The sequence below is a fragment of the Hyphomicrobium facile genome, from assembly GCF_900116175.1.
In the GTDB taxonomy this organism is placed as follows: Bacteria; Pseudomonadota; Alphaproteobacteria; order Rhizobiales; family Hyphomicrobiaceae; genus Hyphomicrobium_B; species Hyphomicrobium_B facile.
Window position 1 is genome coordinate 202,246 of sequence record NZ_FPCH01000002.1, and the last position, 24,064, is coordinate 226,309.

At 61.3% G+C, this 24,064-nt stretch carries 26 protein-coding genes; 12 read left to right on the forward strand and 14 right to left on the reverse strand.

What is annotated here, in order from left to right; translation table 11 throughout:
• Positions 1 to 3: 3 nt before the first annotated feature.
• The 3 genes from BM399_RS08085 to mdoH form a co-directional block, all read right to left on the reverse strand.
• Positions 4 to 1,017, reverse strand: coding sequence for a hypothetical protein (locus BM399_RS08085; protein WP_092866917.1), 1,014 nt, complete (start codon positions 1,015 to 1,017; stop codon positions 4 to 6).
• Positions 1,018 to 1,092: 75 nt separating this feature from the next.
• A complete protein-coding gene (locus BM399_RS08090) occupies positions 1,093 to 1,836 on the reverse strand; it encodes an FkbM family methyltransferase (protein WP_092866919.1) in 744 nt (247 codons plus the stop codon).
• Between the two features lie 4 nt (positions 1,837 to 1,840).
• Positions 1,841 to 3,637, reverse strand: coding sequence for a glucans biosynthesis glucosyltransferase MdoH (gene mdoH / locus BM399_RS08095; protein WP_092866921.1), 1,797 nt, complete (start codon positions 3,635 to 3,637; stop codon positions 1,841 to 1,843).
• Between the two features lie 85 nt (positions 3,638 to 3,722).
• On the opposite strand from mdoH, the gene BM399_RS08100 reads away from it, so the two are divergent.
• From BM399_RS08100 to BM399_RS08115, 4 genes are read left to right on the forward strand one after another with little or no spacing between them, the layout of a single operon-like run.
• Positions 3,723 to 4,682, forward strand: a complete 960-nt coding sequence (locus BM399_RS08100) for a zinc-dependent alcohol dehydrogenase (protein ID WP_342028743.1) — start codon at positions 3,723 to 3,725, stop codon at positions 4,680 to 4,682.
• Between the two features lie 22 nt (positions 4,683 to 4,704).
• Positions 4,705 to 5,109, forward strand: coding sequence for a 6-pyruvoyl trahydropterin synthase family protein (locus BM399_RS08105; RefSeq protein WP_092866925.1), 405 nt, complete (start codon positions 4,705 to 4,707; stop codon positions 5,107 to 5,109).
• A complete protein-coding gene (locus BM399_RS08110; RefSeq protein WP_092866927.1) occupies positions 5,102 to 6,148 on the forward strand; it encodes a glycosyltransferase family 4 protein in 1,047 nt (348 codons plus the stop codon). The genes BM399_RS08105 and BM399_RS08110 overlap by 8 nt, the downstream gene beginning before the upstream one ends.
• On the forward strand, positions 6,145 to 6,978 hold the full coding sequence (locus tag BM399_RS08115) for a small ribosomal subunit Rsm22 family protein (protein WP_092866929.1): 834 nt from the start codon (positions 6,145 to 6,147) through the stop codon (positions 6,976 to 6,978). The genes BM399_RS08110 and BM399_RS08115 overlap by 4 nt, the downstream gene beginning before the upstream one ends.
• Positions 6,979 to 6,991: 13 nt before the next feature.
• On the opposite strand, the gene BM399_RS08120 is transcribed toward BM399_RS08115, so the two are convergent.
• Both BM399_RS08120 and BM399_RS08125 read right to left on the reverse strand, forming a co-directional pair.
• A complete protein-coding gene (locus tag BM399_RS08120) occupies positions 6,992 to 7,591 on the reverse strand; it encodes a cytochrome b (protein ID WP_092866931.1) in 600 nt (199 codons plus the stop codon).
• A 3-nt stretch (positions 7,592 to 7,594) separates the two neighbouring features.
• Positions 7,595 to 8,350, reverse strand: coding sequence for a RibD family protein (locus BM399_RS08125; RefSeq protein WP_244531151.1), 756 nt, complete (start codon positions 8,348 to 8,350; stop codon positions 7,595 to 7,597).
• A 117-nt stretch (positions 8,351 to 8,467) separates the two neighbouring features.
• Here BM399_RS08125 and BM399_RS08130 point away from each other — a divergent pair, with 117 nt between their 5' ends.
• Positions 8,468 to 10,243 (forward strand): glucan ABC transporter ATP-binding protein/ permease, encoded by a 1,776-nt coding sequence (locus BM399_RS08130; protein ID WP_092866933.1) that lies wholly within the window; start codon positions 8,468 to 8,470, stop codon positions 10,241 to 10,243.
• Between the two features lie 10 nt (positions 10,244 to 10,253).
• On the opposite strand, the gene BM399_RS08135 is transcribed toward BM399_RS08130, so the two are convergent.
• The 5 genes from BM399_RS08135 to BM399_RS08155 all read right to left on the reverse strand — a co-directional run bounded on the left by BM399_RS08135 (position 10,254) and on the right by BM399_RS08155 (position 13,509).
• Positions 10,254 to 10,895 (reverse strand): GTP cyclohydrolase II, encoded by a 642-nt coding sequence (locus BM399_RS08135; RefSeq protein WP_092866935.1) that lies wholly within the window; start codon positions 10,893 to 10,895, stop codon positions 10,254 to 10,256.
• Positions 10,896 to 11,127: 232 nt separating this feature from the next.
• A complete protein-coding gene (locus tag BM399_RS08140) occupies positions 11,128 to 11,583 on the reverse strand; it encodes a CoA-binding protein (protein ID WP_210186967.1) in 456 nt (151 codons plus the stop codon).
• Positions 11,583 to 12,014 carry a VOC family protein gene (locus tag BM399_RS08145; protein ID WP_092866937.1) on the reverse strand — a complete coding sequence of 144 codons (432 nt, stop codon included), beginning with the start codon at positions 12,012 to 12,014 and terminating at the stop codon, positions 11,583 to 11,585. Before BM399_RS08145 ends, BM399_RS08140 begins: the two co-directional genes overlap by 1 nt.
• Before the next feature lies 1 nt (position 12,015).
• Positions 12,016 to 12,831: an enoyl-CoA hydratase gene (locus tag BM399_RS08150; RefSeq protein WP_092866939.1), complete on the reverse strand. Its 816-nt coding sequence runs from the start codon at positions 12,829 to 12,831 to the stop codon at positions 12,016 to 12,018.
• A gap of 81 nt (positions 12,832 to 12,912) precedes the next feature.
• Entirely contained in the window at positions 12,913 to 13,509 is a 597-nt protein-coding gene (locus tag BM399_RS08155) for a hypothetical protein (protein WP_092868122.1), read from the reverse strand.
• A gap of 399 nt (positions 13,510 to 13,908) precedes the next feature.
• On the opposite strand from BM399_RS08155, the gene rplM reads away from it, so the two are divergent.
• From rplM to argC, 4 genes are all read left to right on the forward strand, one after another.
• On the forward strand, positions 13,909 to 14,370 hold the full coding sequence (gene rplM / locus BM399_RS08160; protein WP_092866941.1) for a 50S ribosomal protein L13: 462 nt from the start codon (positions 13,909 to 13,911) through the stop codon (positions 14,368 to 14,370).
• A gap of 5 nt (positions 14,371 to 14,375) precedes the next feature.
• Positions 14,376 to 14,855, forward strand: a complete 480-nt coding sequence (rpsI, locus tag BM399_RS08165) for a 30S ribosomal protein S9 (protein WP_092866943.1) — start codon at positions 14,376 to 14,378, stop codon at positions 14,853 to 14,855.
• Between the two features lie 155 nt (positions 14,856 to 15,010).
• Positions 15,011 to 15,766 carry a TerC family protein gene (locus BM399_RS08170; RefSeq protein WP_092866945.1) on the forward strand — a complete coding sequence of 252 codons (756 nt, stop codon included), beginning with the start codon at positions 15,011 to 15,013 and terminating at the stop codon, positions 15,764 to 15,766.
• 10 nt (positions 15,767 to 15,776) lie between these two features.
• The gene (gene argC / locus BM399_RS08175; RefSeq protein WP_092868123.1) at positions 15,777 to 16,718 is read left to right on the forward strand and encodes an N-acetyl-gamma-glutamyl-phosphate reductase; all 942 of its coding nucleotides are present in this window, start codon (positions 15,777 to 15,779) and stop codon (positions 16,716 to 16,718) included.
• A 148-nt stretch (positions 16,719 to 16,866) separates the two neighbouring features.
• On the opposite strand, the gene BM399_RS08180 is transcribed toward argC, so the two are convergent.
• Positions 16,867 to 17,985 (reverse strand): COX15/CtaA family protein, encoded by a 1,119-nt coding sequence (locus BM399_RS08180; RefSeq protein ID WP_092866947.1) that lies wholly within the window; start codon positions 17,983 to 17,985, stop codon positions 16,867 to 16,869.
• 123 nt (positions 17,986 to 18,108) lie between these two features.
• Between BM399_RS08180 and BM399_RS08185 the strand changes: the two genes are divergently transcribed.
• Entirely contained in the window at positions 18,109 to 18,318 is a 210-nt protein-coding gene (locus BM399_RS08185; protein ID WP_092866949.1) for a DUF2842 domain-containing protein, read from the forward strand.
• Here the strand turns inward: BM399_RS08185 and BM399_RS08190 are convergent.
• Both BM399_RS08190 and BM399_RS08195 read right to left on the reverse strand, forming a co-directional pair.
• The gene (locus BM399_RS08190) at positions 18,271 to 19,398 is read right to left on the reverse strand and encodes a polysaccharide deacetylase family protein (protein WP_092866951.1); all 1,128 of its coding nucleotides are present in this window, start codon (positions 19,396 to 19,398) and stop codon (positions 18,271 to 18,273) included. The genes BM399_RS08185 and BM399_RS08190 overlap by 48 nt on opposite strands.
• 30 nt (positions 19,399 to 19,428) lie before the next feature.
• On the reverse strand, positions 19,429 to 21,654 hold the full coding sequence (locus BM399_RS08195) for a GumC family protein (RefSeq protein WP_244531152.1): 2,226 nt from the start codon (positions 21,652 to 21,654) through the stop codon (positions 19,429 to 19,431).
• A gap of 194 nt (positions 21,655 to 21,848) precedes the next feature.
• Here BM399_RS08195 and BM399_RS08200 point away from each other — a divergent pair, with 194 nt between their 5' ends.
• A complete protein-coding gene (locus BM399_RS08200; RefSeq protein ID WP_092866955.1) occupies positions 21,849 to 22,523 on the forward strand; it encodes a polysaccharide biosynthesis/export family protein in 675 nt (224 codons plus the stop codon).
• A 53-nt stretch (positions 22,524 to 22,576) separates the two neighbouring features.
• On the forward strand, positions 22,577 to 23,743 hold the full coding sequence (locus BM399_RS08205) for a glycosyltransferase family 4 protein (protein ID WP_092866957.1): 1,167 nt from the start codon (positions 22,577 to 22,579) through the stop codon (positions 23,741 to 23,743).
• A gap of 10 nt (positions 23,744 to 23,753) precedes the next feature.
• On the opposite strand, the gene BM399_RS20900 is transcribed toward BM399_RS08205, so the two are convergent.
• On the reverse strand, positions 23,754 to 23,948 hold the full coding sequence (locus tag BM399_RS20900; protein ID WP_143111370.1) for a hypothetical protein: 195 nt from the start codon (positions 23,946 to 23,948) through the stop codon (positions 23,754 to 23,756).
• Positions 23,949 to 24,064: the final 116 nt, after the last annotated feature.

Genomic DNA, 24,064 nt, shown 5'->3' on the forward strand with positions numbered 1-24,064 from the left:
CGCTCACTCGGCCTTCGTTACCGGGAGTGGCGGCGGCGGTTCGCTTTTCGGGCGCTTCGGCGTCGGCCCATCCGAGAAGCTGTTGAACACGACATCGGGCGACGTCGTGTTGTGCTGGGACGGCACCAGCCGGCCGATCCAGATGTCGGTTGCCCGGGCGTGATCGAACTTCATGATGTTGTCCTCGCGCCAGCCCTTGGCTCCCTGCTCGCGGACAGCGATGCGCGCCGTATCGTTGTTGAATTCGGTGATGTACATCGATCTTAACATCGCGAACGGGCCGCCGCCGATTCCATGATCAAAGACGACGTCGATGGCTTGGCGGTTGTCGTCGATGGAGACCATACGTACGGACGCCGAGCCACCTTTCTCGAATTCGAGATTGAATGTGCGCGTTGCGGGATCGAACACAACTTCCTTTATTTTGACCAGGGGCCGGCCGTCATGCTCGATGGGGCCGACGATGAAGGACGAGCCGTAGGCGGTATTGCGCATGCTTGAAGGCGTCAGCGGGCGGGCGCGCCAGTAGCCGTCCTGAGGGTAGAGAACGAGCACTTCTTCGGCGCCATCGTCGCGCTTCAACCAGACCTGCAACAGGTGCAGGCCGCTTTCAACGTGATCGCCAATGCGCACGTTCGTCACTGCGGGGCGCCAGAAAGAGGGATAGGTGAAACCGACGACCCAAAGCTTGGTGTCCTCATAAAGCGTCACCATTTTGGGCGGGTTTGGCGCCGCATAGCTCGGGTCCGACGCCATATCGCACGCAGTCCAGTCGGCTTCGACGTTCGCGCGCATGTTGGGGGTCAGATAAACCGGGTGGGCCGCTTCGATACGGAATGCTCGTACGTTCTGGTTGGCAAACGAGACTGCGACGTTGTCCTTCTCGGCACAAAGCACCGGCTCGCTTTCGTTCACGACGTCGACGGCAAGACCGTCGAGCGACGCGGCGCGCGCGGGCGTTAGTGGCGCCGCCAGGAGCAGCAGCGCGGTGGCGATCAGACGGACGTACAAGGGCATTCCCCACTCCAATTTAATTCATCCAATTTTCGTGAAATGTGTTTAGCGCGACCCGCTCGGCGCTTGCCGAGTCGATCACGGCTGAAGCACAGCATAGATGTCGCCCGAGTTCGCGTCGTGCGGCAGATTGCTGAGATAGCCGGCCATCTCTGCATCAGAAAGCCAGCGATCGAATGACAAGTTCTGATTTTCGCCCAGCGCGACGTTGTAGCCATAGGCACCGAGGGCCGACATCCTGTCGAAGCAGGCCATCGCGACATCGCGTGCAATCGTCGTGAATTCGAAGGACAGAGCCTTTATCGGCCGCGACAGGCCGCGCAGCACCGCGTCTTCGAAGCCTTCGACGTCGATCTTGACGAACGACGGCGATCCGTAGCGTGCGATGAGGCCGTCGAGCGTCACGACTTCGATCGGGATCTGGCCGTCCCATATCTGGCCTTCCCAGCCCTTTGCGCCCTCAGCCTGGTGCACGAACTCTTCGGACAACGTGGAGACGGTCGGGTTTGCGGTGTTGATGAAAAGCTCGCGAGTGCCTGCTTCTGCTCCGACCGCACGGTCGATGATCTCGACCAGGGGATCTCGCCCGTGGATGTGGGTTAGCGCGGAGAAGAGCAGCGGTTGCGGCTCAATCGCGATGACGCGGGCGCCGAGCCGGCGAAATGAGGATACGCGATCGCCGACGTGGGCGCCGACATCGAACACGAGATCGCCCGGTTCGACGAAACGGCGATAGAGCGCGTCCATGGCGCTGCGCGGGGCCTCGGGTCCGAGATAGATCCGCAGCGACCGGAATACGCCTTCGAGAGCCGGTGACGCCATGAGGTCAGCTCCCGGCCTGAACGGATCGGATTTCGGCGGGCGGCGCGAAGTCCTCAGGGATCCCCGCTATGCCATGACGGCGGAAAAAGGGGCCGACGGCGGGGCTCGCGGTGAAAACGACAAAGGGAACCGCAAGCCCGTAACCCGCCGTCAGCGGCAAACTCCATAGGAGTGCGGCGGGGGATACGAGCGCGATGGCCACGTAGAGCAGCACGCCGAAGAGGAGTTGCGGCCAAAGCCACCGGATGGCGTCGCCCCATGTCACGCCGCCGCCGTCGCGGCGCTGGCCGTTCCAGACGATCGTTCTTCCGAACAATAGCCCGACCATGAAAATCGACGTTCGTATCGTCGTCACCGCGCCGAGAACGAGCGAGAACAAAATCTCGATGATTGCGCTCGATGCAAATCTCAGGCGGCCGCCGAAGCGGCTGATCTCGCCCGGCGTCAGAATGGCGTCCGCTATCCCCGCAAGCTTCGGCGCGAGATGCATCAACAAAAGGAGGCCGTATATCGTTTCGACGGCCAACCAGGGGAAATCGCTCTGGCGTTCCGCGCTCAGCATGGCGAGCGGCAGGACGGCGGCGAGCAGCGTCCACGCCGGAACGCCGAGAAACATCAGGACCGCCCAGAAAAGTTGAAAGCGGCTAACCGGCTCGATCCCGGGCATTCCGATCAGACGCAGATACTGCATGTTGCCCTGACACCAGCGCGCGTCGCGGCGCATGAATTCGAGCGCGTCGGGGGGATTGTCCTCGTAGGAGCCCATTTCGACAGGCAGCACGCGCACCTCGTAGCCCGCCTTGCGCATGAGAACGGCTTCGACCTGATCGTGCGATAGGATCGTCTCGCTCTTCATCAGCCCCTTCAGGGCGCAATGCTCGACGTAGGGCGCGATACGAACGAGAGCGTTGTGGCCCCAGAACGGTCCACAGTCTCCCACCCACCAGGCCTGCCCCATCGTGTAAGTCCGCATACCGAGGCGCATGCCGAACTGGAAAATGCGCGCGAACGCCGACGACGACGGCGTGCCGACGACAAGGCTTTGCAGAATGCCGATGCGAGGATGCTTCTCCATGATGCGCACGAGCGTAACGATGGCATCGCCCGTCATCAGACTATCCGCATCGAGCGGCAGCATGAACTCGTAATCGGAGCCCCAGCGCAGGGCGAACTCGCGGACGTTGCCGGCTTTGAAACCCGCGTTGCCAATTCGCCGGCGATAGACGATGCGGCCGGGATCCGGGTCGGGTTGCTTCCACGCGGCGACTTCCGCTTCTTCGCGCTGGATGATCTCATCGCGATCACTGTCGCTCAGCACGAAATAGGAGAAGCGATCCCCCTCCGCCATCAGATCCAGACTTGCCTTCACGGTTTTCAGCCGCAGCAGGGCCCGTGCCGGATCCTCGTTACGCAACGTCATCAAGATTGCAGTATTAACCGTAAGGGGCGACTGATCGCCCTTCGTTTCGTAATACGGCTCGGCGTGCGTACTTTTCGTCCCATGAAGCTGCCACAGCCCGATGACAGCATTCCAGAAACCAAGAACCGGCCAAGGGGCGCCGAGTGCCAAGCAAATGACCATCGTGAGGCCGACCACAGTCCAGCCGCCGCTCATGAAAATCGCGCCGGCGACGAGCACGATGAGAAGCCACGTCGCAAGATTGAGAAAAAGGACAACGCGCCGCCGCTTGTTCAGCGTGGCTATTGCGTCCAGGCCTGCGGGAGTCGTAAGGCTTGGGGCCTCGACGACAATCGTTCTGTTAATGTCCGACACCCCGTCGTGCTCGGCACCGATCGTCATTACGGACCCATCCTTCGCAATGAGTGACCCGCAGAGCAGATTCGACTCCAATGCCCAGCGCTTAAGGCGCAGCCAAGGCCAGATCGTGGTTGCCCGAGCCCTCTGGTACGTCAAACCCGGCATTGCGGAAGTTCGACCCGAACGCCTCTCTCCGCCTTCACCGGGTGAAGCACGCATCGCGACGGAGTATTCCGCAATCAGCCGCGGCACCGAACGTATGGTCGCGCTTGACGAAATCCCTCAAAGCGAATGGGCACGAATGCGTGCCCCGTTGCAAGCTGGAGACTTCTCCTTCCCCGTCAAATACGGCTATTCCGCGACAGGGGTCGTGACCGCGGGTTCCGAGAGATTGGTGGGTAAACGCGTCTTCGTGTTGCACCCGCACCAGGATCATTTTCATGCTCCGGAAGCGCTGCTCGCGATCCTTCCGGACAACGTGCCATCGCGCCGCGCCGTGCTCGCGGCGAATATGGAGACTGCGCTCAACGCCCATTGGGACGCGGGCACGACGCTCGGCGACCGGGTTCTCGTGGTGGGCGCCGGCATCGTCGGATTGCTGACAGCGCATCTCGCGAATCGAATTGCGGGAACGGACGTCACGATCACCGACATCAATCCAGCGCGGGCGAAATACGCCGAGAAGCTCGGGATCAAGTTCGTGTCCAACACGGACGTCCCCGCCGGCAACCGCATCGTGTTTCACGCAAGCGCCACGTCGGCTGGTCTCGAGACCGCGATCAACGCTTGCGCCTTCGAGGGCAGCGTGATCGAGATGAGCTGGTATGGGACGAACCCCGTGACGGTGAACCTCGGCGGCGCCTTCCACAGCCGCCGCCTCAAGATCATCTCATCGCAGGTGGGGCACGTGGCGCCTCTCCACCGCAACCAACTGAAACACAAAGACCGCCTCGAACGGGCGATTGCCATGCTCGACGACGACCGTCTAGATGCGCTCGTCGCCGATGCCGTCAATTTCGAGGATCTACCCTCGGCGCTTCCGAAAATCTGGTCATCGTCCGACCTTCCGCCCATCGTCCGCTATTAATTCGCACAGGTTGAAGCCATCCATGTACTCCGTCGAAGTTCGCGACCGCATCATGATCGCCCATTCGCTGCCCAATCCCTTTTTCGGACCGGCGCAGAACCTTCACGGTGCGACCTACGTCGTCGACGTTGCGTTCTTTCGTGAAAAACTGACCGAGCAGAACGTCGTCGTCGATATCGGCGCGGCCTTGAGCGTGCTCGGCGCGACGCTGCAGCCGCTCGCCTATCAGAACCTCGACGTGCTTCCGCAATTCAAGGGCGCCCTCACCACGACGGAATTTCTCTGCAAATATATTTTCGACCGCATCGCCAAGGCCGCCGCTTCGGGTGCGCTTGGCGAGGAAGGAAAAACGCTTGCACGAATTCGCGTGACGCTGTCGGAAACCGACCTGGCGCGCGCCAGCTACGAGGGACCGATCGGTGGCTGAAGCCGTTTTCGCCATCCCCGGAGATCTGAAAGCGACGACCGGAGGCTATGCCTACGATCGCCGCGTGATCGAGCTGTTGCCTGCGTTCGGCGTTCCCGTATCGGTTCTCTCGCTGCCCGGCTCGTTTCCAAATCCGGATGCGAACGATCTGGACGAAACGCGCCGCATTCTCGAGACGCGGCATGCGGATTCGGTGCTGCTCGTAGACGGCCTCGCCTACGGCGCTTTTCCCGACACGATTCTCGGTAAGATTCCGGGACGCGTCATCGGCCTCGTCCATCATCCGCTGTTTCTTGAAACCGGGTTGCCGCACGCGCGGAAGGTCGAGCTCAAAGCCAGCGAAGAGCGGGCGCTGGAGCGCGCCAACCACATCATCGTGACGAGCCGCGCGACGAAGCGCATCCTCACCGAGCACATGGCGATTTCGCCCGATAAGATCACGATCGCGGAGCCTGGAACGGACCCCGCGCAGCGGGCGACCGGCACCGGCGCGCCGTTGCAGATTCTGGCCGTCGGCGCCGTCATGCCGCGCAAAGGTTACGACCTTCTCGTCGAAGCTCTCGCGCCGCTCGACACAATCGATTGGCGGTTGACGATCGCGGGCGCGCTCGACCGTCATCAGCAGGCTGTCGAGGCTGTTCAAAATGCAATAGCCAAGCACGGCCTTGAAAATCGCGTCACCCTCGCGGGCAAAGTCGTGCCGGCGACGCTCGACCGGTTCTACGATTGTGCAGATCTCTTCGTCTCGGCATCGCTGTTCGAAGGATACGGCATGGTTCTGGCCGAAGCGATGGCTCGCGGCCTGCCGATCGTGCTGGCTGCCGGGGGCGCTGCGGCCGATACGGCGGGCGAAGCGGCGGCGCTTCACGTCGAGGCGGGCAACGTCGGCCAGCTCACGTCGGCGCTGCAGCGCGCGCTGACCGATAAGAAGCTTCGCGACCGGCTTGCCGATGCGGCCTGGGAAGCGGGCCGCACCTTGCCGACCTGGCACGAAACAGCGCGGCGCATTGCAGCCGTCATTCTTGGATTACGCCCGTGAGCGATTTCTCGCCCGAATGGCTTGACCTGCGCGAAGCCGCCGACGCGCGCGCGCGTAACGCGAGCGTTGCCAATGCGGTGGCAGCACGCTTTGCGCTCAGAGGCGATCTCCGCATTCTCGATTTGGGAGCCGGCACCGGCGCCAATCTCAGGGCGACGTCGGCTTTGCTGCCGGAGCGGCAGACATGGACGCTCGTCGATCACGACCCGGCCTTATTAGACGTGGCGAAATCCAAGCTCATTCAATGGGCAGACCGCCACGAGGAAACCGGCGAGACGTTGCTGCTCGAAAAGGGCCGCCTCAGGATCACTGTCACCTTCAAGACCGCCGATCTCGCCCGCGACACGCAAATGCTTCTCGACGAGAAGCCTCAGCTCGTCACAGCGTCAGCCTTCTTCGATCTGACGTCGGAAGACTACATACGGACGCTGGCGAAAGCCGTCACTGCTGCGGGCGCGGCGTTCTACGCGACGCTGACCTACAACGGCCTGCAAAAGTGGACGCCTCACCGGCCCGCCGACAATCAAATGACGGCAGCCTTTCAGCGTCACCAGATGCGGGACAAAGGTTTCGGTCCGGCCGCAGGACCGCTCGCGCCTTCGCACCTGGTCGATCAATTCCGCATCAACGGGCACGTCGTCGTCGAGGGCGACAGCCCATGGCGGCTCGAGCGCAACGACCGGATGCTGATAGACGAATTGATCCGCGGATATGCGGTCGCCGTGACCGAAAGCGGCGGCGTCGACGCGAAGGCCGTTGTCGGTTGGGTGAACGTTACGCGGACCGCAGCGTTTGTCGGACACACCGACGTGTTCGCTGCGCCACCCTGAAACCGGCCGCCGGTTAGACTACCCGCTTCGGTATCATTCGCTCGACGACCCGGTCCCTGCGAATGAACCGATGATAGACGGCGGCTGCGATGTGTATCGATGCGAATACGATGATCAGGATCGCTCCGGTCTCGTGCCACTCGAAGACTTCCTTAGCGAGGTTCTCGTTCTTTTCGCTGATTGCCGGGAGGTGGACTCCGAAGACGTCGAGATAGTTGCCGTAGGAAATCGCCTTGTAGCCGATAACCGGAACGGCGATCAGCAGCGCATAGAGCGCCCAATGGACGAAATGGCTAATGCCGGTCAACGCGGGTGGAACGGTCGGATCGGAACGCGGTGCTCCACGAGTCAAACGGTAGAGCAGGCGCAGAATGACAAAGAGCAATATCGTCAGCCCGATGACTTTATGCGAACTATAGAGAGTGTCCGTCAGCGCATCCCAGACGCCCTTGACCGGCTCACCCTTTTCATTGACGCCGGGCATTTCGTTGCCCCGGTACGCCATGTAAAAGCCGAGCGGTAGCTGGATGAAGACGAGCAACGCGATCCACCAATGCAAACCGCGCGCTACTGGCGTGTACGTCGGGAGATCGTACTTGGGATCCTGGGCCATGCTTTAGCCTCGCCGCTGATGCCTCAGATCACAATCGAACAGCACATCGCCGCCGTCAAGAACGTGCACTGTGGTTTCCGGCCGTATCGCCTCGTTGACGCTGTCGATCGGCATCAGTGACAGTCCGGGAATTCCGGAACCCAAGATCAGCGGCGCGGCCAGGATATGAATCCGGTCCACTATCCCGGCATTGATGAAATGCGAGATCGTCGTTCCCCCGCCCTCCACCAGGATCTTCTTAAGCCCTCGCTTGAAAAGCGCTTCGACGATGTCGGCAGGCTCGATCCGCTGCGCGGCGGCTTTTATTACGAGCCCTTCGGCGCCTTTCGGCACGAGCCCTCCACTGCTCGTCACGACGAGGCAGGCGCTTTCACCCGTCGCGAGGCAGCGTGCGGATGCCTGAAGGCGTCCTCTCGGATCGATGATGACGCGGACCGGCTGCGGACCGTCGACGCGTCTGACGGTGAGTTGCGGATCGTCGGCTATGATCGTTCCAATCCCAACTACGACGGCATCGACCTTGGACCGCAGCCGATGCAGGTGATCCAGGGCGGCGGCACCGTTAATTCCGCGCGAGTCGCCGCTCCCCGTCGCAATTCGTCCGTCGAGGGATTGGCCCAGCTGCGCGATGATGAACGGCCGGTCCGCCGGCGCATTGACGATGGGATCGAAGATCGACTGCGGCAGCTCGCCCGCACGAGCGGATTTGCCGCCACGGCGCGGCGCAGAACCTTCCTTACTAATTTTGCCGGATGTCATGAGATCTCGGAGTGATATAACGCAGTCGAATGATCGTAGCGCCATCGGGCCGCCATCGAGATTTCGCACTCCTCGCTAAGGGCATTCGTTTCCTCTCATCTTACATAGCATCCCATCATGAATTCGAAGCCGCTTGGCCTCATTGCAATCTATACGCGCGCGCTCGCTCTTTTAGCTCCCGAAAAATACCTCGCCATGGGGCTCGCGGCAGCAGGCGTGGTGATCGCGGTTACCCAGCTTGCCGAACCCATCCTGTTCGGGCGGGTTGTGGATGCCCTGAGCAAAGGCGAAAGCGCATTTTTCTATATCGGACTTTGGGCGCTTCTCGGTCTTTTCGGGATCTTCGCCGGCGTCATCGTCGGGATAAACGCGGATCGCCTTGCGCATCGCCAGAAGCTGGCTCACCTCGCAAGCATTTTCGAGAAAACGATCGCCCTGCCGCAAAGTTCACATGCCACGCGCGGGTCGGGGGCGACTATACGGACGATCCTTTCCGGAATGAGTGCGCTGTTTTGGCTCTGGCTCGGCGTCATGCGCGAGCAGCTGGCGACGGTTTTCGGCATCATCCTGCTAGTGCCGACGGCGTTCGCGATGGACGTCCGGATGTCGGTCATTCTGGTGACGCTCGCTGCCGTTTACACGCTGATGCACGTGGTCGTCGTCAAGCGTACGGCCGTTGGCCAAGCGGCCGTCGAGGAGCACGAAACCGCGCTTTCCAGCCGCGTCGTCGATGTCATCGGAAACGTGACCGTCGTGCAGAGTTATGGGCGTCTCAAGGCTGAAGCCGATGCGCTCAGAGGATTGGCGAACGATCTTCTCGCCGCTCAATATCCAGTGCTGACGTGGTGGGGCGTGCTGACCGTCCTGCAGCGCTCAGCCGCGACCCTGACGATGGTCATTATCTTCTCCGCGGGCGCCGTCCTCGCCGGGCGCGGCGAGCTGACCGTCGGCGAGATCGTCAGCTTCGTCGCCTTCGCGGCGCTCTTGATATCGAAGCTCGACGCGTTATCAGGATTTGCGGTGCGGATCGACCAGCAGGCTCCGACGCTCACGGCGTTGTTCCGGCTCATCGATGAAGGAGGCGCGCCTGTCGATGCACCGAGCGCCAAACCGCTTCGCACCGTCGAAGGCGCGGTCACCTTCGATGATGTGAGCTTTCGCTACGAGGGCGCACCGCAGGGCATCAGCGATCTTTCGTTCTCAGTCAAAGCCGGAGAAACGATTGCGTTCGTCGGCCCGACGGGATCGGGCAAGTCGACCACGATCGGCTTGCTGCAACGTTTCCTGAAGCCAAAATCCGGGCGCATCTTGGTCGACAATCAGGATATCGCCGGGGTTACGCTGCAATCTTTGAGAGGCGCGATCGCCGTCGTTTTTCAGGACGCCGGGCTCTTCAATCGTTCCATCGGCGAAAACATTCGCATCGGCCGACCCGGTGCGACGGATGCGGAAGTCGAGCATGCGAGCCGTCTCGCCGAAGCGCACGACTTCATCATGCGGAAGCCCGGTGGATACGACTTCGTGATCGGGGAACGGGGTCTGGCGCTGTCGGGCGGCGAGCGTCAGCGCATTGCAATTGCGCGCGCCATTTTGAAGGATGCGCCGATCCTCATTCTCGATGAGGCGACGAGCGCGCTCGATTCAGAGACAGAAGCCAAGATCAAGCGGGCGCTCGATACGCTGCGCGCGGGCCGCACGACCTTCGTCATCGCGCATCGGCTCTCGACCGTCGCCGATGCCGATCAGATCCTGGTGCTCGATCAGGGTAAAATCGTGGAGCGCGGGCAGTTCGTCGAACTTGCGGAACGTGGCGGCCTCTTCTCGCGTCTCGTCGCAGAGGGCGGGTTCACCGTTCCGAAGACGACCGAGAAACCACGCGAGCCGATCGCTTAGCGTCCGTTGCCTAGAGCTTGTGGGCCATGCGGGCGCGCTTCGTTTCGAGATAGCGCTTGTTGAACTTGTTCGGCATGGCGACGATGGGCAGCCGCTCGACGACGCGGATGCCGTGCGATTTAAGCGCCTGCTCCTTTGCCGGGTTGTTCGACAAAAGTTTGATCTCCGGCATCTGGAGGTCAGCCAGCACGCGCGCGGTCAGGCCATAATCGCGGCTATCGATCGGCGCGCCGACCTCGATGTTGGCTTCGACGGTATCGAGCCCCTGGTCCTGCAGCGCATAAGCCTGGATCTTCTTGAACAGGCCGATGCCGCGCCCTTCGTGGTACGGCACGTAGATAATCGCGCCATAGGGCACATCGGAGATGATCTTCAAAGCGGCCTGGAGTTGCTGGTAGCAGTCGCAGCGCAGCGAGTGGAAGATATCGCCCGTCACGCAGCCGGAATGAACGCGAACCACCGGGATCGGCGCTGAACCGTTGAATTTGGCCGCATCGCGATGCACGAGCGCCAAAATCTGCTCTTCATCGGTCTCTCCGCGATAGGCATGGGCTTCGAGCATCAGCTCTTGTCCCTGGAATTCGATCGGGAGAATGGTTTCCACCGACCAATCCGCTGGCAGTTTTACAGACGTCAAGGTACCCGACTTCATTGTTACCGTGGCTCCGGGGTCTTCAAAGGCATATGCCTCATTTGCCGAGGGAACGCAAAGTCTCGTACCTCTGCTTGGCCCAGCGATGTTCCTAAGGGAACAGCCGAGCCGTATTGTGTCTGGCAACGCGTTTACTTAGGCATGCTCGCCCTGAAGATTTAGAATGTCAGGATGCCGCGGCTGAGAACGGCGCCCCGTCCGCTTTCCAAGAGGTTTCCCAGTGTCGGGCGCGTCAGTCTGTTCGACATTTGCCTTTCAGCATCAATCTGGCGATTTCTATTTTCGGGCAACGGTCCATCACGACGGTGAAGCCGGCAGCACGAGCCATCGCCGCGGCTTCTTCGTTAATGACGCCGAGCTGCATCCAAACCACGCTTGCGCCCGTGCTTCCCTTGACCGCGATCGCGTCGCGCACGACGTCCGTCACTGCCTCCGGCGCGCGAAACACATCGACAACATCGACGGGTGCCGGCACGTCGGCGAGCCTCGCGTAAACCGTCTGGCCGTGAATGGTTTTGCCTGCGATGCCGGGATTGACGGGCTTAACGACATAGCCCTCGCCGATCAGAAAGCGCATGACGCCGTTGCTCGGGCGTGCGGACTTTTGCGACGCACCAACGACGGCGAACGTTTTCACGCGCTTCAGGAGGCTCCGGATTTCGTCGTCGCTCAACCCGTCGATGGTCATCATGCGGGTGCCGGAATAGACACTCGGCCCTCTGCGTCGAGCGACATGAACGGGTTGTAGGCAACCTCCCAAAGGTGGCCGTCAGGATCGGCGAAGTAGCCGGAATATCCGCCCCAAAAAACCTTCTGACCGGGCTTCAACAGCTTTGCCCCCGCGGAGACAGCTTCCTTCAGAACCAGATCGACTTCGGCTTCGGAGTTGACGTTGTGGGCGAGAGATACGCCGGAAAATCCAGGCTTGCTGGCGGACACGCCTGCATCGTTCGCCAAGTCTTCGCGGCCGAACAGCGAAAGAACAATTCCACCGAGGTCGAAGAACGCGACTTCCGCCTTGCTTGCGGCGGACGCGCGAAAGCCTACCGCCTCATAGAACTTGCGAGACTTTCCGACGTCGGCGACACCGAGCGTGACAAATGAAATTCGCGGCTCCAATTCAGCTGTCCTTCCATTCGGGCTTGCGCTTTTCGAGGAACGCACAGATGCCCTCGCCCGCGTCGGCTTCCATCATATTCTTGACCATCACTTCGCTGGCGTACGCGTACGCTTCATCGAGCGGCAGCTCGGCTTGCCTGTAGAAAGCGGCCTTGCCGATCGCGACAGTCGCTTTCGATTTCGCTGCAATCGCGCGCGCCATACTCAGGGCTTCTCGCATCACATCGCCATCCGGCACGACGCGGTTCAGGAGGCCATAGGCAACCGCGTCGGTCGCCGAGATCGCCTCACCGAGGAGCAGCATTTCCATCGCGCGCTTCCGGGAAACATTTCGGGAGAGCGCGACCATGGGCGTCGAACAGAACAGTCCGATATTGACGCCGGGCGTCGCGAAGTCCGCCGACGCGGCGGCAACGGCCAGATCGCAGGTGGCGACGAGTTGGCAGCCCGCCGCCGTTGCGCGTCCCTCGACGGCGGCGATGACCGGTTTCGGGCAGGCGACGATGCCGCGCATCATTGCCGAGCACGCGGTCATGGTGTCCCGGAAAAAGGCTTCGCCACAGTCGGCGTCGGTGCGGTGCGCGGTCATTTCCTTCAGGTCGTGACCGGACGAGAAGACCTTACCCGCGGCAGCAAGGATGATGACGGCGACCGACTTGTCCCGACCGAGCTCAACGATCGCCGCATGCACGTTATCGAGCAGAGCGCGCGAAAGAGCGTTTCGCGCCTCGGGTCGGTTCAATGTCAGGCGGACAACTCCGGGCTCGACGACGTCGGTCAGGAGCAATGGCGCGCCGGCTGGCGAAAGATCTTGCATGAGAGGACTCACAAATTCCAAGGCCAATGCTCTGGCCAATTTTTGGGCCACCTCACCGCCGCAAGGCGCGCGCTTGTCCTACTACTGCAACGCCTTCTCGATTTCGGCGCGGTGTGCCTTCACCAACTCGACGTTCTCCTTGAACTTGAGGTTCGGCGTCGTGCTGATCGCTTCGTTCAGTTCATCGAGAAGCTGCTTCTTGTCGGCCTCCGGAATACTCTTGTCTTTCTGAACGTCGTCGCGCTCCTTCTTCAGCGCGTCAACGGGATCGACGAAATTTCCGGTCGTGCTGTCGAGCCCTGCCATGACGATCGATATGTTGGCCGCCACGTCATCGAGCTCGGCGAAGTTGGCGAAGCCGTGCTTCGTCGCAATGCTTTCGAGTTCGGCCTGGAGCGCCGGGTCGGGCTTGTCGCCGGCCGACTGAATTTTCGACGCGATGGATGCGAGATCGCTTTGAGCGGCGATGAAATGCGTCACCTGCTCGTCCGTCAGCTTGATCTGCTTCACGTCATCCTGCGAGGGCGGATTGCCGCCAGCCGCAGCGGGGGCGCCTTGCTCGGCCGGCGCGCCTTGCGGCGCGGCCGCGTCCTGAGCTGACGCCATCGCGATCGCCGCGCATAGGCCAAATGCTCCGATGATAACGCCAGCCGCCGTACGGGTCAGAGAGACCGCCATCGTGTTGCTCCACATTGCGCTCGCAGCCCGCGAGCGTGATTTACCGTTCGAACTGATACGCCGACTAAGACAAGAATAAGAAACGTTGCACACCTCTTAGTTCCGATTTCCGGGAGGGTGTCGCCTCGAATTCGTCCGGAGGTCTATCGCATGCTGGATTTATCGCAAATGAACAAGGAGGAAGCGCTGCGGGCGCAGCGCCTTTGACGGTAGAATAATACCACATAGCGGTATTATATTACCTCATTGACTAATCGATTGATTTAAAACGATATTCCGTTGTCTTCCAGATTTCTCTTGCGCCGCGATCGCGTTTTCGCGTATGCACGCCCCTTCTCGGAATGCAGCGCGCAGTAGACGTTTGAAGCGTGCGCAGCCATCCGCCAAGGAGCTTCAATAATGTCTACCTATGTCGCCAAGCCGGCCACGGTGGAGAAGAAGTGGGTTCTCATCGACGCCGAAGGGCTCGTTGTCGGCCGACTTGCTGCTCTCATCGCGACGCGCCTCAAGGGCAAGCACAAACCGATTTACACGCCTCACGTTGACTGCGGCGACAACATCGTCGTCATCAACGCCGAGAAGGTCGTCTTCACCGGCGCCAAGCGTGAAGACAAAGTCTACTACCGGCACACCGGCTACCCGGGCGGCATCAAAGAGCGCACGCCGCGCCAGATCCTCGACAGCAAGCATCCCGAGCGGATCATCGAGAAGGCCGTCGAGCGCATGCTCGCACGCGGTCCTCTGCATCGTGAGATCATGCGCAACCTCCGAGTTTATAAGGGCGGCGCGCATCCCCATGAGGCGCAAAACCCGGAAAAGCTCGATGTCGCGAAGCTCAACCGTAAGAATGTGAGGGTCTGAGATCCATGGCTACTGAAACAAAGACCCTGGCCGATCTTGCCACCGTCAAGGGCGCCGAGCCGCAGGCAGCGCCTGTCCGGACGCAGAAGCTCGACAAGCTTGGCCGCGCTTACGCAACCGGCAAGCGGAAGAACGCCGTTGCCCGCGTCTGGCTGAAGCCCGGCAAGGGCCTCATCACGGTCAACAACAAGGACTTCAAGGCTTATTTCGCCCGTCCCGTGCTGCAGATGCTTTTGCAGCAGCCGCTTAACCTCGCCAACCGCTCGACGCAATACGACATTCGTATTTCTGTCGCAGGCGGCGGACTTTCGGGTCAGGCCGGTGCGGTTCGTCACGGCATCTCGAAGGCGCTCACCTATTATGAGCCGGACCTTCGTGGCGTCCTGAAGAAGCAGGGCTTCCTGACCCGCGATAGCCGCGTCGTCGAACGTAAGAAGTACGGCAAGGTCAAGGCCCGCAAGTCGTTCCAGTTCTCGAAGCGCTAATCCGCTCCGGATACCTGAGACAAAAAACAGCCCGCCCAACCGGCGGGCTGTTTCATTTCATGTTGCAGACGGGTTGCGGACCTGCCGCCCCAGTGCCACATACGGCTCCATGTGCCAGCGCGGCTCGGCCGTGGCTATGAGGGATTTGGGATACGATGGATTGGCTGCTGAACGGCTTACATGAGCTGTTTTCGACTCTCGTTACGGACGTCGGCTATCTCGTATCACCCCAGTGGTGGCGCACCCATGCCGTCGCGCTCTTCAACATCCTGATGATCGACCTGACGCTCGCGGGCGACAACGCCATCGTCGTCGGCATGGCGGCATCGCGCGTTGAAAAGTCGATGCGCGCCAAGGTGATCTTCTGGGGCATTCTCGGAGCGGTCGTCCTCAGGATCATCTTCTCGAGCATCGCGCAGCAGATGTTGCAGGTGATCGGCTTGACGCTTGCCGGTGGCCTCCTTCTGCTCTTCGTCTGCTGGAAGATGTACAAGCAGATTGTCGAGGCCGACACGCACTCGATCCATGAGGTGGAAAAGAACCTCGCCTCCAATGCCCCTATCCCCAACCAGACGACGTTCTGGAGTGCGCTCTGGACCATCATCCTCGCCGACCTGTCGATGTCGCTCGACAACGTTCTGGCGGTCGCGGGCGCAGCGGGCGAATCCACGCTGGTGCTGGTGATCGGGCTCGGTTTCGCCATCATCCTGATGGCCGTCGCCTCAACGTTTATCGCCAAGCTTCTTGCCCAGTATCCTTGGATTGCCTGGTTCGGCCTCCTTATCATTCTCTACGTGGCAGCCGATATGATCTATCGTGACAGCCATCGCATCTTCTGCGAGGCCTACGGCGTCGGCTGTTCGGAAACCCTTTGGCAGGGCATCAAGCACCGGCTTGGCTTCGGCGGTTAAAATGACGGCCATGGCAACGACGAAAACCAAACTTGCGCGCGTCTTCATCGACGGCGAGGCGGGCACGACGGGCCTCGAAATCCGCGAGCGGCTCGCGGGCGTCGCGCAGATCGAGGTCAAGAGCATCGATCCGGCGAAGCGGAAGGACCGTGCCGCGCGCGCCGAAATGCTGAGCAATGTCGATCTCGTCGTGCTTTGTCTGCCGGACGACGCGGCGCGGGAAACGGTGGCGCTCGCGGACGAGCTTGGCCCGAACGCTCCGAAGATCGTCGACGCCTCGACAGCCCATCGGATTGCCGACGGATGGGTCTATGGCTTCGCCGAGATGACACCTGGACAGGCCGGCGCCATTAGAACTGCCGCTCGCGTTGCCAACCCCGGATGTTATCCGACGGGCGGGATTGCGCTCATTCGGCCCCTTGTCGAAGCGGGTATCGTCGAGCCGGATTACCCCATCACCGTCAACGCCGTGTCGGGATATTCCGGCGGCGGGCGGAGCATGATCGAAGCCTACGAGGCGGGAACCGCGCCCGCGTTCGAGCTTTATGGCCTCGGCCTCGAGCATAAGCACGTTCCGGAGCTGCAGAAGTATTCGGGCCTGACGCGGCGGCCCATCTTCGTGCCGAGCGTCGGCAACTTCAGGCAGGGCATGCTCGTCTCGGTGCCGCTTCACCTCGATGCCCTGAGCGGCCGCCCGAGCCTCGCCGACATCGAAGCCGTGTTCGGCGATTACTATAAATCGGCGGACTTCGTGAGCGTCGTTACAGGGCCCGCGGCAAAAGCCGGCCGGCTCGAAGCGGAGGCCTTGAACGGCACCGACCGGCTCGAAATCTTCGTGTTCGGGAAGCCCGAACTCAATCAGGCCGTGCTCGTCGCCCGGCTCGATAACCTCGGCAAGGGCGCCGCCGGCGCCGCGGTTCAGAACATCAAGCTGATGCTCGGCCTAAATTAGAGCCCGTCGTTTTCCGCCGAGACAACGCCGGTTCTTTCACCCCACCCGGTTCTCTCGCCCCACCCGGTTCTTTCACCCCACCCCTAACCCCTCCCCGTCAAGGGGAGGGGAATTGAAGTTCTTCCGTCTCCGCGTGGATGATTGCCGGCTAAGCTGATGCTCGGCCTCGACTAGAGAAATCGCGCGGCTCTATTCCCGCTCGCCGCGTCGCATAAAGGTGCACGACGGCTATCGCGAGCACGACCGCTCCGCCAGCCTGATGCAATAGGCCGAGATGAAGCGGCACGTGCGCGAGAAGCGTCGCGATGCCGAGCACAGCCTGGAGGATGACCGCTCCGCCAAGCCAAAGCGCGCTGAGGCGAATGCGATCGTCGACCGGCGTCCGGTAGGTCAACCAGACTTGTACCAGCACGAGCGCGGTGACGATGTACGCCACCACACGGTGGTTGAACTGCGCGGCGGCGTGGCCTTCAAAAAAGCTCAAGTATGCGGGGTTGACCCAATAGTCGCTCGGGAACCACTGGCCGTCCATCGTCGGCCACGTATTGTAGATGAGCCCGGCTCTGAGGCCCGCGACGAACGCTCCGAGAACCACCTGTACGAGAACAGCGGCGACGATGATCGAAGCCATCCGCTTTATGAGCGGCGTCGCAATTTCACCGGTAACGTAGGGCTCTGCCGGCCACTCATCGAGCGCGAGCCAGACAAGCAGGCCCAGGATCATGAAAGCCGTCGTGAGATGCAGGGCGAGACGATACTGACTGACTTCGATGCGGTCACTCAGACCCGACTTCACCATGTACCAGCCGATGGCACCTTGAAGCGCGCCAAGCGCGAGGATGCCTAGGAATTTCATTCCGGTCCCGCGATCGAGCCGGCCGGTCCACCAGAAGAATACGAGCGGCAATGCGAAAACGACGCCGATGAGGCGGCCAAGCAGCCTGTGGCCCCACTCCCACCAGTAAATGAATTGGAAGTCCTCCAGCGACATGCCGTGGTTCAGGGCCGTATACTGAGGGATCTGCTTGTATTTCTCGAAGGCCGTCATCCAATCGGCGTGAGTGAGCGGCGGAAACGCGCCGAGAAGCGGTTGCCATTCCGTGATCGACAATCCGCTCTCCGTCAGCCGCGTCGCGCCACCGACGACGACCATCGCGAAAACGAGCAATGCGACGAACCACAGCCAAAGCGACACAGCGCGATTGCCGGAGTTTCGTCCAAGCGTTGCAGCGGCTTCTCGTTTTACAGAAAGTTGCGCAGTCGTCATTGCTCAGACATATCCTCGGGCCGTCTTGAAGGGCGTGTGATACTCCTTCATGCGCACAGGGCAAATGCGCCCATGAGGCGCGGCAGAACGGAAATCCAGGGTTCAGGGGCTATTTCAAAACAGATGACGCAACGCAAAAGGAAACTCGTGGGCACGGTCCTTCTACTATTGCTGATCACCGCCTATGCGGTCTTGGCAGTCGCAGTCGCGGTCGTCTTACAAGTCCGCAATGTCAGCACGACCGTGGAACTCATTTACTACGTCGTCGCCGGGCTTCTCTGGGTTCTACCCGCCGGCTGGCTCATCGCCTGGATGCAACGCCCCGACGCGTGACGGCGCGAGGCCGCCGCGCCGCAGTGGAGAGAGCGCACGCTTAACACCGTTCCGGAGCGCGAAGGGTAGACCTGAGAGCAACACCTTGACTGAGCGCTGATCCTGAAAATCCCCGTTGAGGGAAAGACGCGGCAGCGCCGTCATCGTCGAAACATTGGATTTGTCAACGAGACCCTTGCGTGTCGTGACGGCGGTTTCGATCCCAAGATTCCGGGCGATTTCGAATTCTCGCTCGCCCGCGCTTCCCTCGTCGCCGTAGGGATAGCTGAAGTGCCGGCAAGGCTGGCCGAGCTCTTCGCCTACGCGCGCCACGCTGTCGGCAATTTCGCGCGTCGCCTCGGACAATGGCAATTTGGCGAGCGCGAAGTGATTGCACGTGTGGGCGGCGATCGTGGCCAGCGGATCGCGCGCGAGCGCGCGGATCTCGTCCCAGTTCATGACCAGTTTTCGGCAGAGCGCCAGCGGATCGAAGCCCGCTTGCGAAGCGAGGTTGCGGGTAATGGCGCGAGCACGCGCCTCCGGCATCCGGCGAAGCCACCAGTAGATGTCTTCGAACGCGGCCGTCTTTTCAGCATCGGTCCCGAGCGCGTAAATATGTGGCACGCCATCGCGATCGATTTTGACGTTCGGAAGCCGCCTCAGCGCTTCTTCCAGTACCAGCCACCAGAGATCGCCCTCGCCGTCCGCATAGGCTGTCGGCACATAGATGGTGAAGGGCGCGTTGTGGCGCTTGAAGACGGGATAGGCGAAATCCAGATTGTCTTTGTAGCCGTCGTCGAGCGTGAAAACGGCAAACGGCTTTCGAGCCGAGCGACCGTTCTCGAGCCGCGCTTTGACATCATCGAGCCCGGTAATCTCGAAGCCCTCGCCGCGTACGGTATCGATCACGGCATCGAGAAATTCCGGCGTGACCTTCAGGATGCCGTTGGGCTCGAAGCCTCGCGGCTTCTCCGGCGTCACGTGATGAAGCATCAGAATGACGCCGGCTTTGGGAATATTGCGGGACGCGATACCGGCCGCCCCGGAATAGTGAAGAGCAGCAAGGGTCGCTTTCAAAAACTCGTTCGTTCTGCGCCCCATACGCCCCTACTCAAACTCGATTGACTAACGCTACGCCTGACGCGCCGCGGCTGCCTGGTTCTGCGTGACGCGCGCCAAGCGTTGCATGAGCGCCGGCGCTACGGCCTCACGCCGCTCGTAACGAATGACGTCGATTTCGGCGACTTCGAAGCCGAGGAACGTGCCGTCGCGATCTTCAGGTTCCGCCGCTTTCCGCAAGGAGGACGCGACGGTAATTCCGGCATCGAAGCGGCCTTCTATGCCTTCGAAAAGTCTGCGCGCCTCATCGTGACGTCCGACCACGACGATGTGATCGTAGGCCTCGTCAAGCGCGTCGAGCACGAGATTCAAGCGATCGATGTCGAGTTCGCGTTCGTCTTCGCTCACGGCTCGGCCGCTCGCGACAACGTGCGCGGTCGTTCCCGGAAGACGTTGAATGATGTCCTCAAAACCAGCGTGGCCAGTCAGCAAATCATTAAAGCCGGCGTTCATGTCGAGGCCTGCGTCACGAGCAAAGCCTTCGCCGCTCGGGCTCCAGTCGACGAGGATCGGCTGAACGCCGCTCTTCGCCAGCGCCTTCACAAGCTCGGTCGCTTCGGCATAGGGAACGATGTCGTCCGACTCGCCAGTGATCAGCGTGCGGAAGCCGCCTCCGACGCTCCGTCGCCCCTTGAGACGCCCGGCCAATTCTTCCATCTCGCCGTCGTTGAAAGCCGCGAACGACGCTTCCTTCGCGGCGGGCTCGGATGTCGTACCGGCAATTGCCGCATGAGCCGGCGCGGTCGCGAGAGCGGGCTCCGGCTCGGTCTCCGGCTCGGTCTCGGGCATTTCGCTGATAAGCGGCTCTTCCCGTAACAGCGGGGGCTCGGAACGGCGGCGATCCGATGCGTTCAGCTTCCGGTATCCTTGCGGCGGCACGCCGTGGAACAGCGCGCCCATAACGATCCAGGCCGTTCCGAACATCAGCGACGCGAACGCCACCAATGCGGAAAGCTGGAACTTCTTCGGGAAGATCGGGACGCTCTCGGCCTGCGCCTTGGAGATAATCTGCGCTTCGACCGGCTGAGCCCGCGCATCGAGTTTCTTGCGATTGGCCTCGAGCTGGGCCTGGAGATTCTCAAGCTCGGTTCTCTTGGCTTTCGCGTTGGCTTCGAGTTGCCTTAGCTGGGCCTCTTCCGGCGCATTCGTCACAACGCGGTTTTTGATATCCGCGAGACTCTGCGCAATGCTGCTTTCGCGGCCCTGCGCGACCTTCGCTTCCTTTTCCAGGCTCGAGACGATCTTGGAAATTTCGGAATCGATCTGAAGCTTCAGCCCTGCGAGATCGGCATTGAGCTGGCGCATCCGCGGATGGGCCGGAAGCAACGTCGCGGAAAGTTCAGAGATCTGCCGCTCGATGCGGACACGCTGCTGCACGAGATTCTGGATCAGCGGCGACTTCTGCACATCGGCCAGTGCGTCGGCCGTACCTGCCTTCATCATCTCGCGTGCGGATGCGGCGCGGGCATCAGCCTCGCCACGTGCCGCCTTGGCGCGCGACAGTTCGGCGGTGAGGTCCGACATCTGCTGTTCGTTAAGACCGGTGTTCTGCGCGCCACCGCGGAAGCCATCGATCTTGCCGCGATACCGATCGATCTCGGTCTCGGCTGTCGCCACTTCGGCTCCGAGCTTATCGATCTTGGCTTTCAGGACAGTCTGAAGATCATCGATTTCGGTCACGCCCTGCTCGGCGAGGGACGCGCGGTAATTCTCGGCCATCGCGTTGGCGATCTTCGACGCGAGTTCTGCGTCGATCGACGTCATGCGAATGCCGATGAAGCGGCTCTCTTTCGCCGTGTAGACTTCGAGACGGCTCCGCAATGCCGACATGACGCGATCACGTTCGCTTTCGCCGCTGCGGGGACCGCCGATGCCGATCATGCGGAGCACGGCGTCGAGCTGATCGACGGGGCCAAGCGCGCTGTTGAACTCGGGCCGCTCAGCGAGTTTCAGGTCGTTGGCGATTTGCAGCATCAGATCGGACGATTGCAAAGCGCGGACGTGGGTGTTGATGGCTTCCTTATCCATCCGCGTCGTGACGAGATCGGGGCCCGAGGACGCGCTGCGCGGATCGGAAAACGTGCTTGAGGCGCCTTTCGCAACGATCGCCAGCTCAGCTTCGCTTTGATAACGCGGCGCCATCATCATCAGCACGACAAAGGTCAAGCCGCCGAGCACGACGGACAGAGGCACGAGCCATCTGCCTTTCCGCTTCAAGGCGTCGAAGACTGTCGACATTTGAATTTCGTCGGGCGAAGCGGGGGCTCGCGGCGGCATATGTGGTGCTCGGTCAAGGATTTCAGCGCAGCTAGAGTAAGCGGTCCTCGAGGTTAGCAACTGCTTAAGCGCACCGAAAAAATACACCTTCTCAGGTTTTGTTAACCTCGCGGACCTAATGTTCCGGGTGTTCATTTGCCCCGGAAAAGTTGCTGATGTCAGTCCGCCTGATCTCGTTTTGTGCTGCCGCTCTGTCGCTCTTTGCAGGGGCATGTGCGCCTGATCAGGACATCGCGCACCTTAATACCCGGATTGGCGGCGATAGCGGTCCCGTGGCGGACGGATATCCGGTTCCGGTCGTGCCGGCTTCGGCGGAGTCCGTCGCATGGGGGAGGCCGGCTGTCTTCACGGTCGCTGCCGATGACAACGAGGGGCCGTACCGGCTCGATACCGGCGACCGGCTTCGGATCTTTGTCTATGGCCAGCCAAATCTCTCGCGCCTCTACATCGTCGATCAAGAAGGCAAGATTTCCGTGCCGTTGATCGGCAATATCGGCGCGCGCGGGAAGACAACCTACGAACTTCAAAAGCTCATACGTTCACGGCTTGGCACCGAGTTCGTCAAAGATCCGCAAGTCACGGTCGATATTCAGCAGAACCGGCCCTTTTTCATCCTCGGCGAAGTGAAGAGCGCGGGTCAGTATCCCTACGTTTCCGGGATGACCGTCGAAACGGCCATCGCCATCGCAGGCGGCTACACCGAGCGCGCCAGCGATCGCAGCTTCCGCATCAAGCGGCGGCAGAACGGGTTCGTTCAGGAACTCGAAGTTCCGGCCGACTATCTCGTGAAGCCGAGCGACACCGTTTACGTGTTCGAGAGGTTCTTCTGATCTCTCCTTTCCTTCGCCCGCCGTTCCCCCACAAATCGTCGAGTTGAGAAAAGATGCGGATCCTTCACTGTCTCCGGGCTCCTGTGGGCGGCCTCTTCCGCCATGTTCTCGACCTTGCCGAGGAACAGGCGAACCGCGGTCACGATGTCGGCATTCTCTCCGGCAACACAGCAGAGGACCGTCTGACGGCGGGAAGGTTCGCCGCTCTTGCTCCAAAGCTCACGCTCGGGATTTCGCGCATTCCAATGAAGCGCATGCCGGGTCTTGGAGATTTCGCGGCCGTTCACGCCGCTTTCCGGCATGCAGGCTCACTCGATCTCGACGTCGTGCACGGCCATGGCGCCAAGGGCGGCGCCTATGCGCGCCTTGCTTGCTACGGCCTGTCGGTTACCGGGCGCGATGTGAAGTCGTTCTACACACCGCACGGCGGTAGCTTGAATTTCAAACCCGGCACGCTCGAAAGCAGGGTTTTCCTCTCCGTCGAGCGCAGCCTTGATGCCATGACGACCGGTCTCATCTTCGAAAGCCAGTACGCCGCCGACAAATATGCCGCCCACGTCGGAACGCAGGGGGCGCCCCGGCGTGTTATTCCGAACGGTTTGGGAAGCCGGGATTTCGAACGCGCCGCAGCGCTGCCCAACGCGACTGACGTGCTTTTCATCGGCGAGCTTCGTCAGATCAAAGGCGTCGACATTCTTCTCAAGGCGATCGCGAAGCTCAAACCTTCACGCGCCGTCACAGCGACGATCGTCGGCTCCGGGCCGGATAGCGAGGCGCTTCGCAGCTTGGCGTCGAGCCTCGGACTTGATGACATCGTGCATTTCGCCGGTGCAATGCCCGCGCGCGAGGCGTTCAAGCTCGGTCGCGTCATGGTCGTCCCGTCACTGGCGGAGAGCTTTCCCTACGTCGTGCTTGAAGCATCGGCGGCTGGGCTTCCCCTGATCGCGACAAACGTCGGCGGCATTCCCGAGATTGTCGCTGGCACCGATACGGGGCTCATCGAACCGGGAAGCGTCGACGCGCTCGCGATCGCTCTTACCGATACACTCGGCGATCTCGACGCCGCGGCGGAACGCGCGAGCCGCGTCAGAGCAAAGGTCGAGCAGACATTCACGGTCGCTGCGATGACCGACGCGGTACTCGACTTTTATGAAGAGGCCTCGTTCCGCCGGACGCGGCTGCCGCTTCGGATTCCGAAGCTCCTCGGACAGCGCGGTTAACGCGACGTCGTTAATGGGTGTCGGCGTCGGTTTCGGTAGCTGATGCTTCGCGAGGGTTAACGGCGCGCGGCTGGTTGATCAGCGGATTGATCACAATCGAGAGCCGCACCTTGCCATGGCGAACGCGCGCCAGATGATGATCGATCAGCTCTGCGAGACGCACGCGGTTCAAATTCGAGACATAAGATTTAAAATACGTTGACATAAAACGGTACGTTCCCGGTCTCGGATGCGCTTTCGCGTGCCAGCCCTCGCGATGGATGCACGTTCTCTGCCAGCGAGCCGGTTCGGGAATTTTTCCCTATATAACTGTGGCTTGAC

Coding starts and splice junctions, on each gene's coding strand:
- BM399_RS08085 (WP_092866917.1), bottom strand. CDS start 1,017: ATGCCCTTGTACGTCCGTCTGATCGCCACCGCGCTGCTGCTCCTGGCG.
- BM399_RS08090 (WP_092866919.1), bottom strand. CDS start 1,836: ATGGCGTCACCGGCTCTCGAAGGCGTATTCCGGTCGCTGCGGATCTAT.
- mdoH (WP_092866921.1), bottom strand. CDS start 3,637: ATGACGATCGGTGCCGAGCACGACGGGGTGTCGGACATTAACAGAACG.
- BM399_RS08105 (WP_092866925.1), top strand. CDS start 4,705: ATGTACTCCGTCGAAGTTCGCGACCGCATCATGATCGCCCATTCGCTG.
- BM399_RS08120 (WP_092866931.1), bottom strand. CDS start 7,591: ATGGCCCAGGATCCCAAGTACGATCTCCCGACGTACACGCCAGTAGCG.
- BM399_RS08125 (WP_244531151.1), bottom strand. CDS start 8,350: ATGACATCCGGCAAAATTAGTAAGGAAGGTTCTGCGCCGCGCCGTGGC.
- BM399_RS08130 (WP_092866933.1), top strand. CDS start 8,468: ATGAATTCGAAGCCGCTTGGCCTCATTGCAATCTATACGCGCGCGCTC.
- BM399_RS08135 (WP_092866935.1), bottom strand. CDS start 10,895: ATGAAGTCGGGTACCTTGACGTCTGTAAAACTGCCAGCGGATTGGTCG.
- BM399_RS08140 (WP_210186967.1), bottom strand. CDS start 11,583: ATGACCATCGACGGGTTGAGCGACGACGAAATCCGGAGCCTCCTGAAG.
- BM399_RS08150 (WP_092866939.1), bottom strand. CDS start 12,831: ATGCAAGATCTTTCGCCAGCCGGCGCGCCATTGCTCCTGACCGACGTC.
- BM399_RS08155 (WP_092868122.1), bottom strand. CDS start 13,509: ATGGCGGTCTCTCTGACCCGTACGGCGGCTGGCGTTATCATCGGAGCA.
- rplM (WP_092866941.1), top strand. CDS start 13,909: ATGTCTACCTATGTCGCCAAGCCGGCCACGGTGGAGAAGAAGTGGGTT.
- rpsI (WP_092866943.1), top strand. CDS start 14,376: ATGGCTACTGAAACAAAGACCCTGGCCGATCTTGCCACCGTCAAGGGC.
- BM399_RS08170 (WP_092866945.1), top strand. CDS start 15,011: ATGGATTGGCTGCTGAACGGCTTACATGAGCTGTTTTCGACTCTCGTT.
- argC (WP_092868123.1), top strand. CDS start 15,777: ATGGCAACGACGAAAACCAAACTTGCGCGCGTCTTCATCGACGGCGAG.
- BM399_RS08180 (WP_092866947.1), bottom strand. CDS start 17,985: ATGACGACTGCGCAACTTTCTGTAAAACGAGAAGCCGCTGCAACGCTT.
- BM399_RS08185 (WP_092866949.1), top strand. CDS start 18,109: ATGACGCAACGCAAAAGGAAACTCGTGGGCACGGTCCTTCTACTATTG.
- BM399_RS08190 (WP_092866951.1), bottom strand. CDS start 19,398: ATGGGGCGCAGAACGAACGAGTTTTTGAAAGCGACCCTTGCTGCTCTT.
- BM399_RS08195 (WP_244531152.1), bottom strand. CDS start 21,654: ATGTCGACAGTCTTCGACGCCTTGAAGCGGAAAGGCAGATGGCTCGTG.
- BM399_RS08200 (WP_092866955.1), top strand. CDS start 21,849: ATGTCAGTCCGCCTGATCTCGTTTTGTGCTGCCGCTCTGTCGCTCTTT.
- BM399_RS08205 (WP_092866957.1), top strand. CDS start 22,577: ATGCGGATCCTTCACTGTCTCCGGGCTCCTGTGGGCGGCCTCTTCCGC.
- BM399_RS20900 (WP_143111370.1), bottom strand. CDS start 23,948: ATGTCAACGTATTTTAAATCTTATGTCTCGAATTTGAACCGCGTGCGT.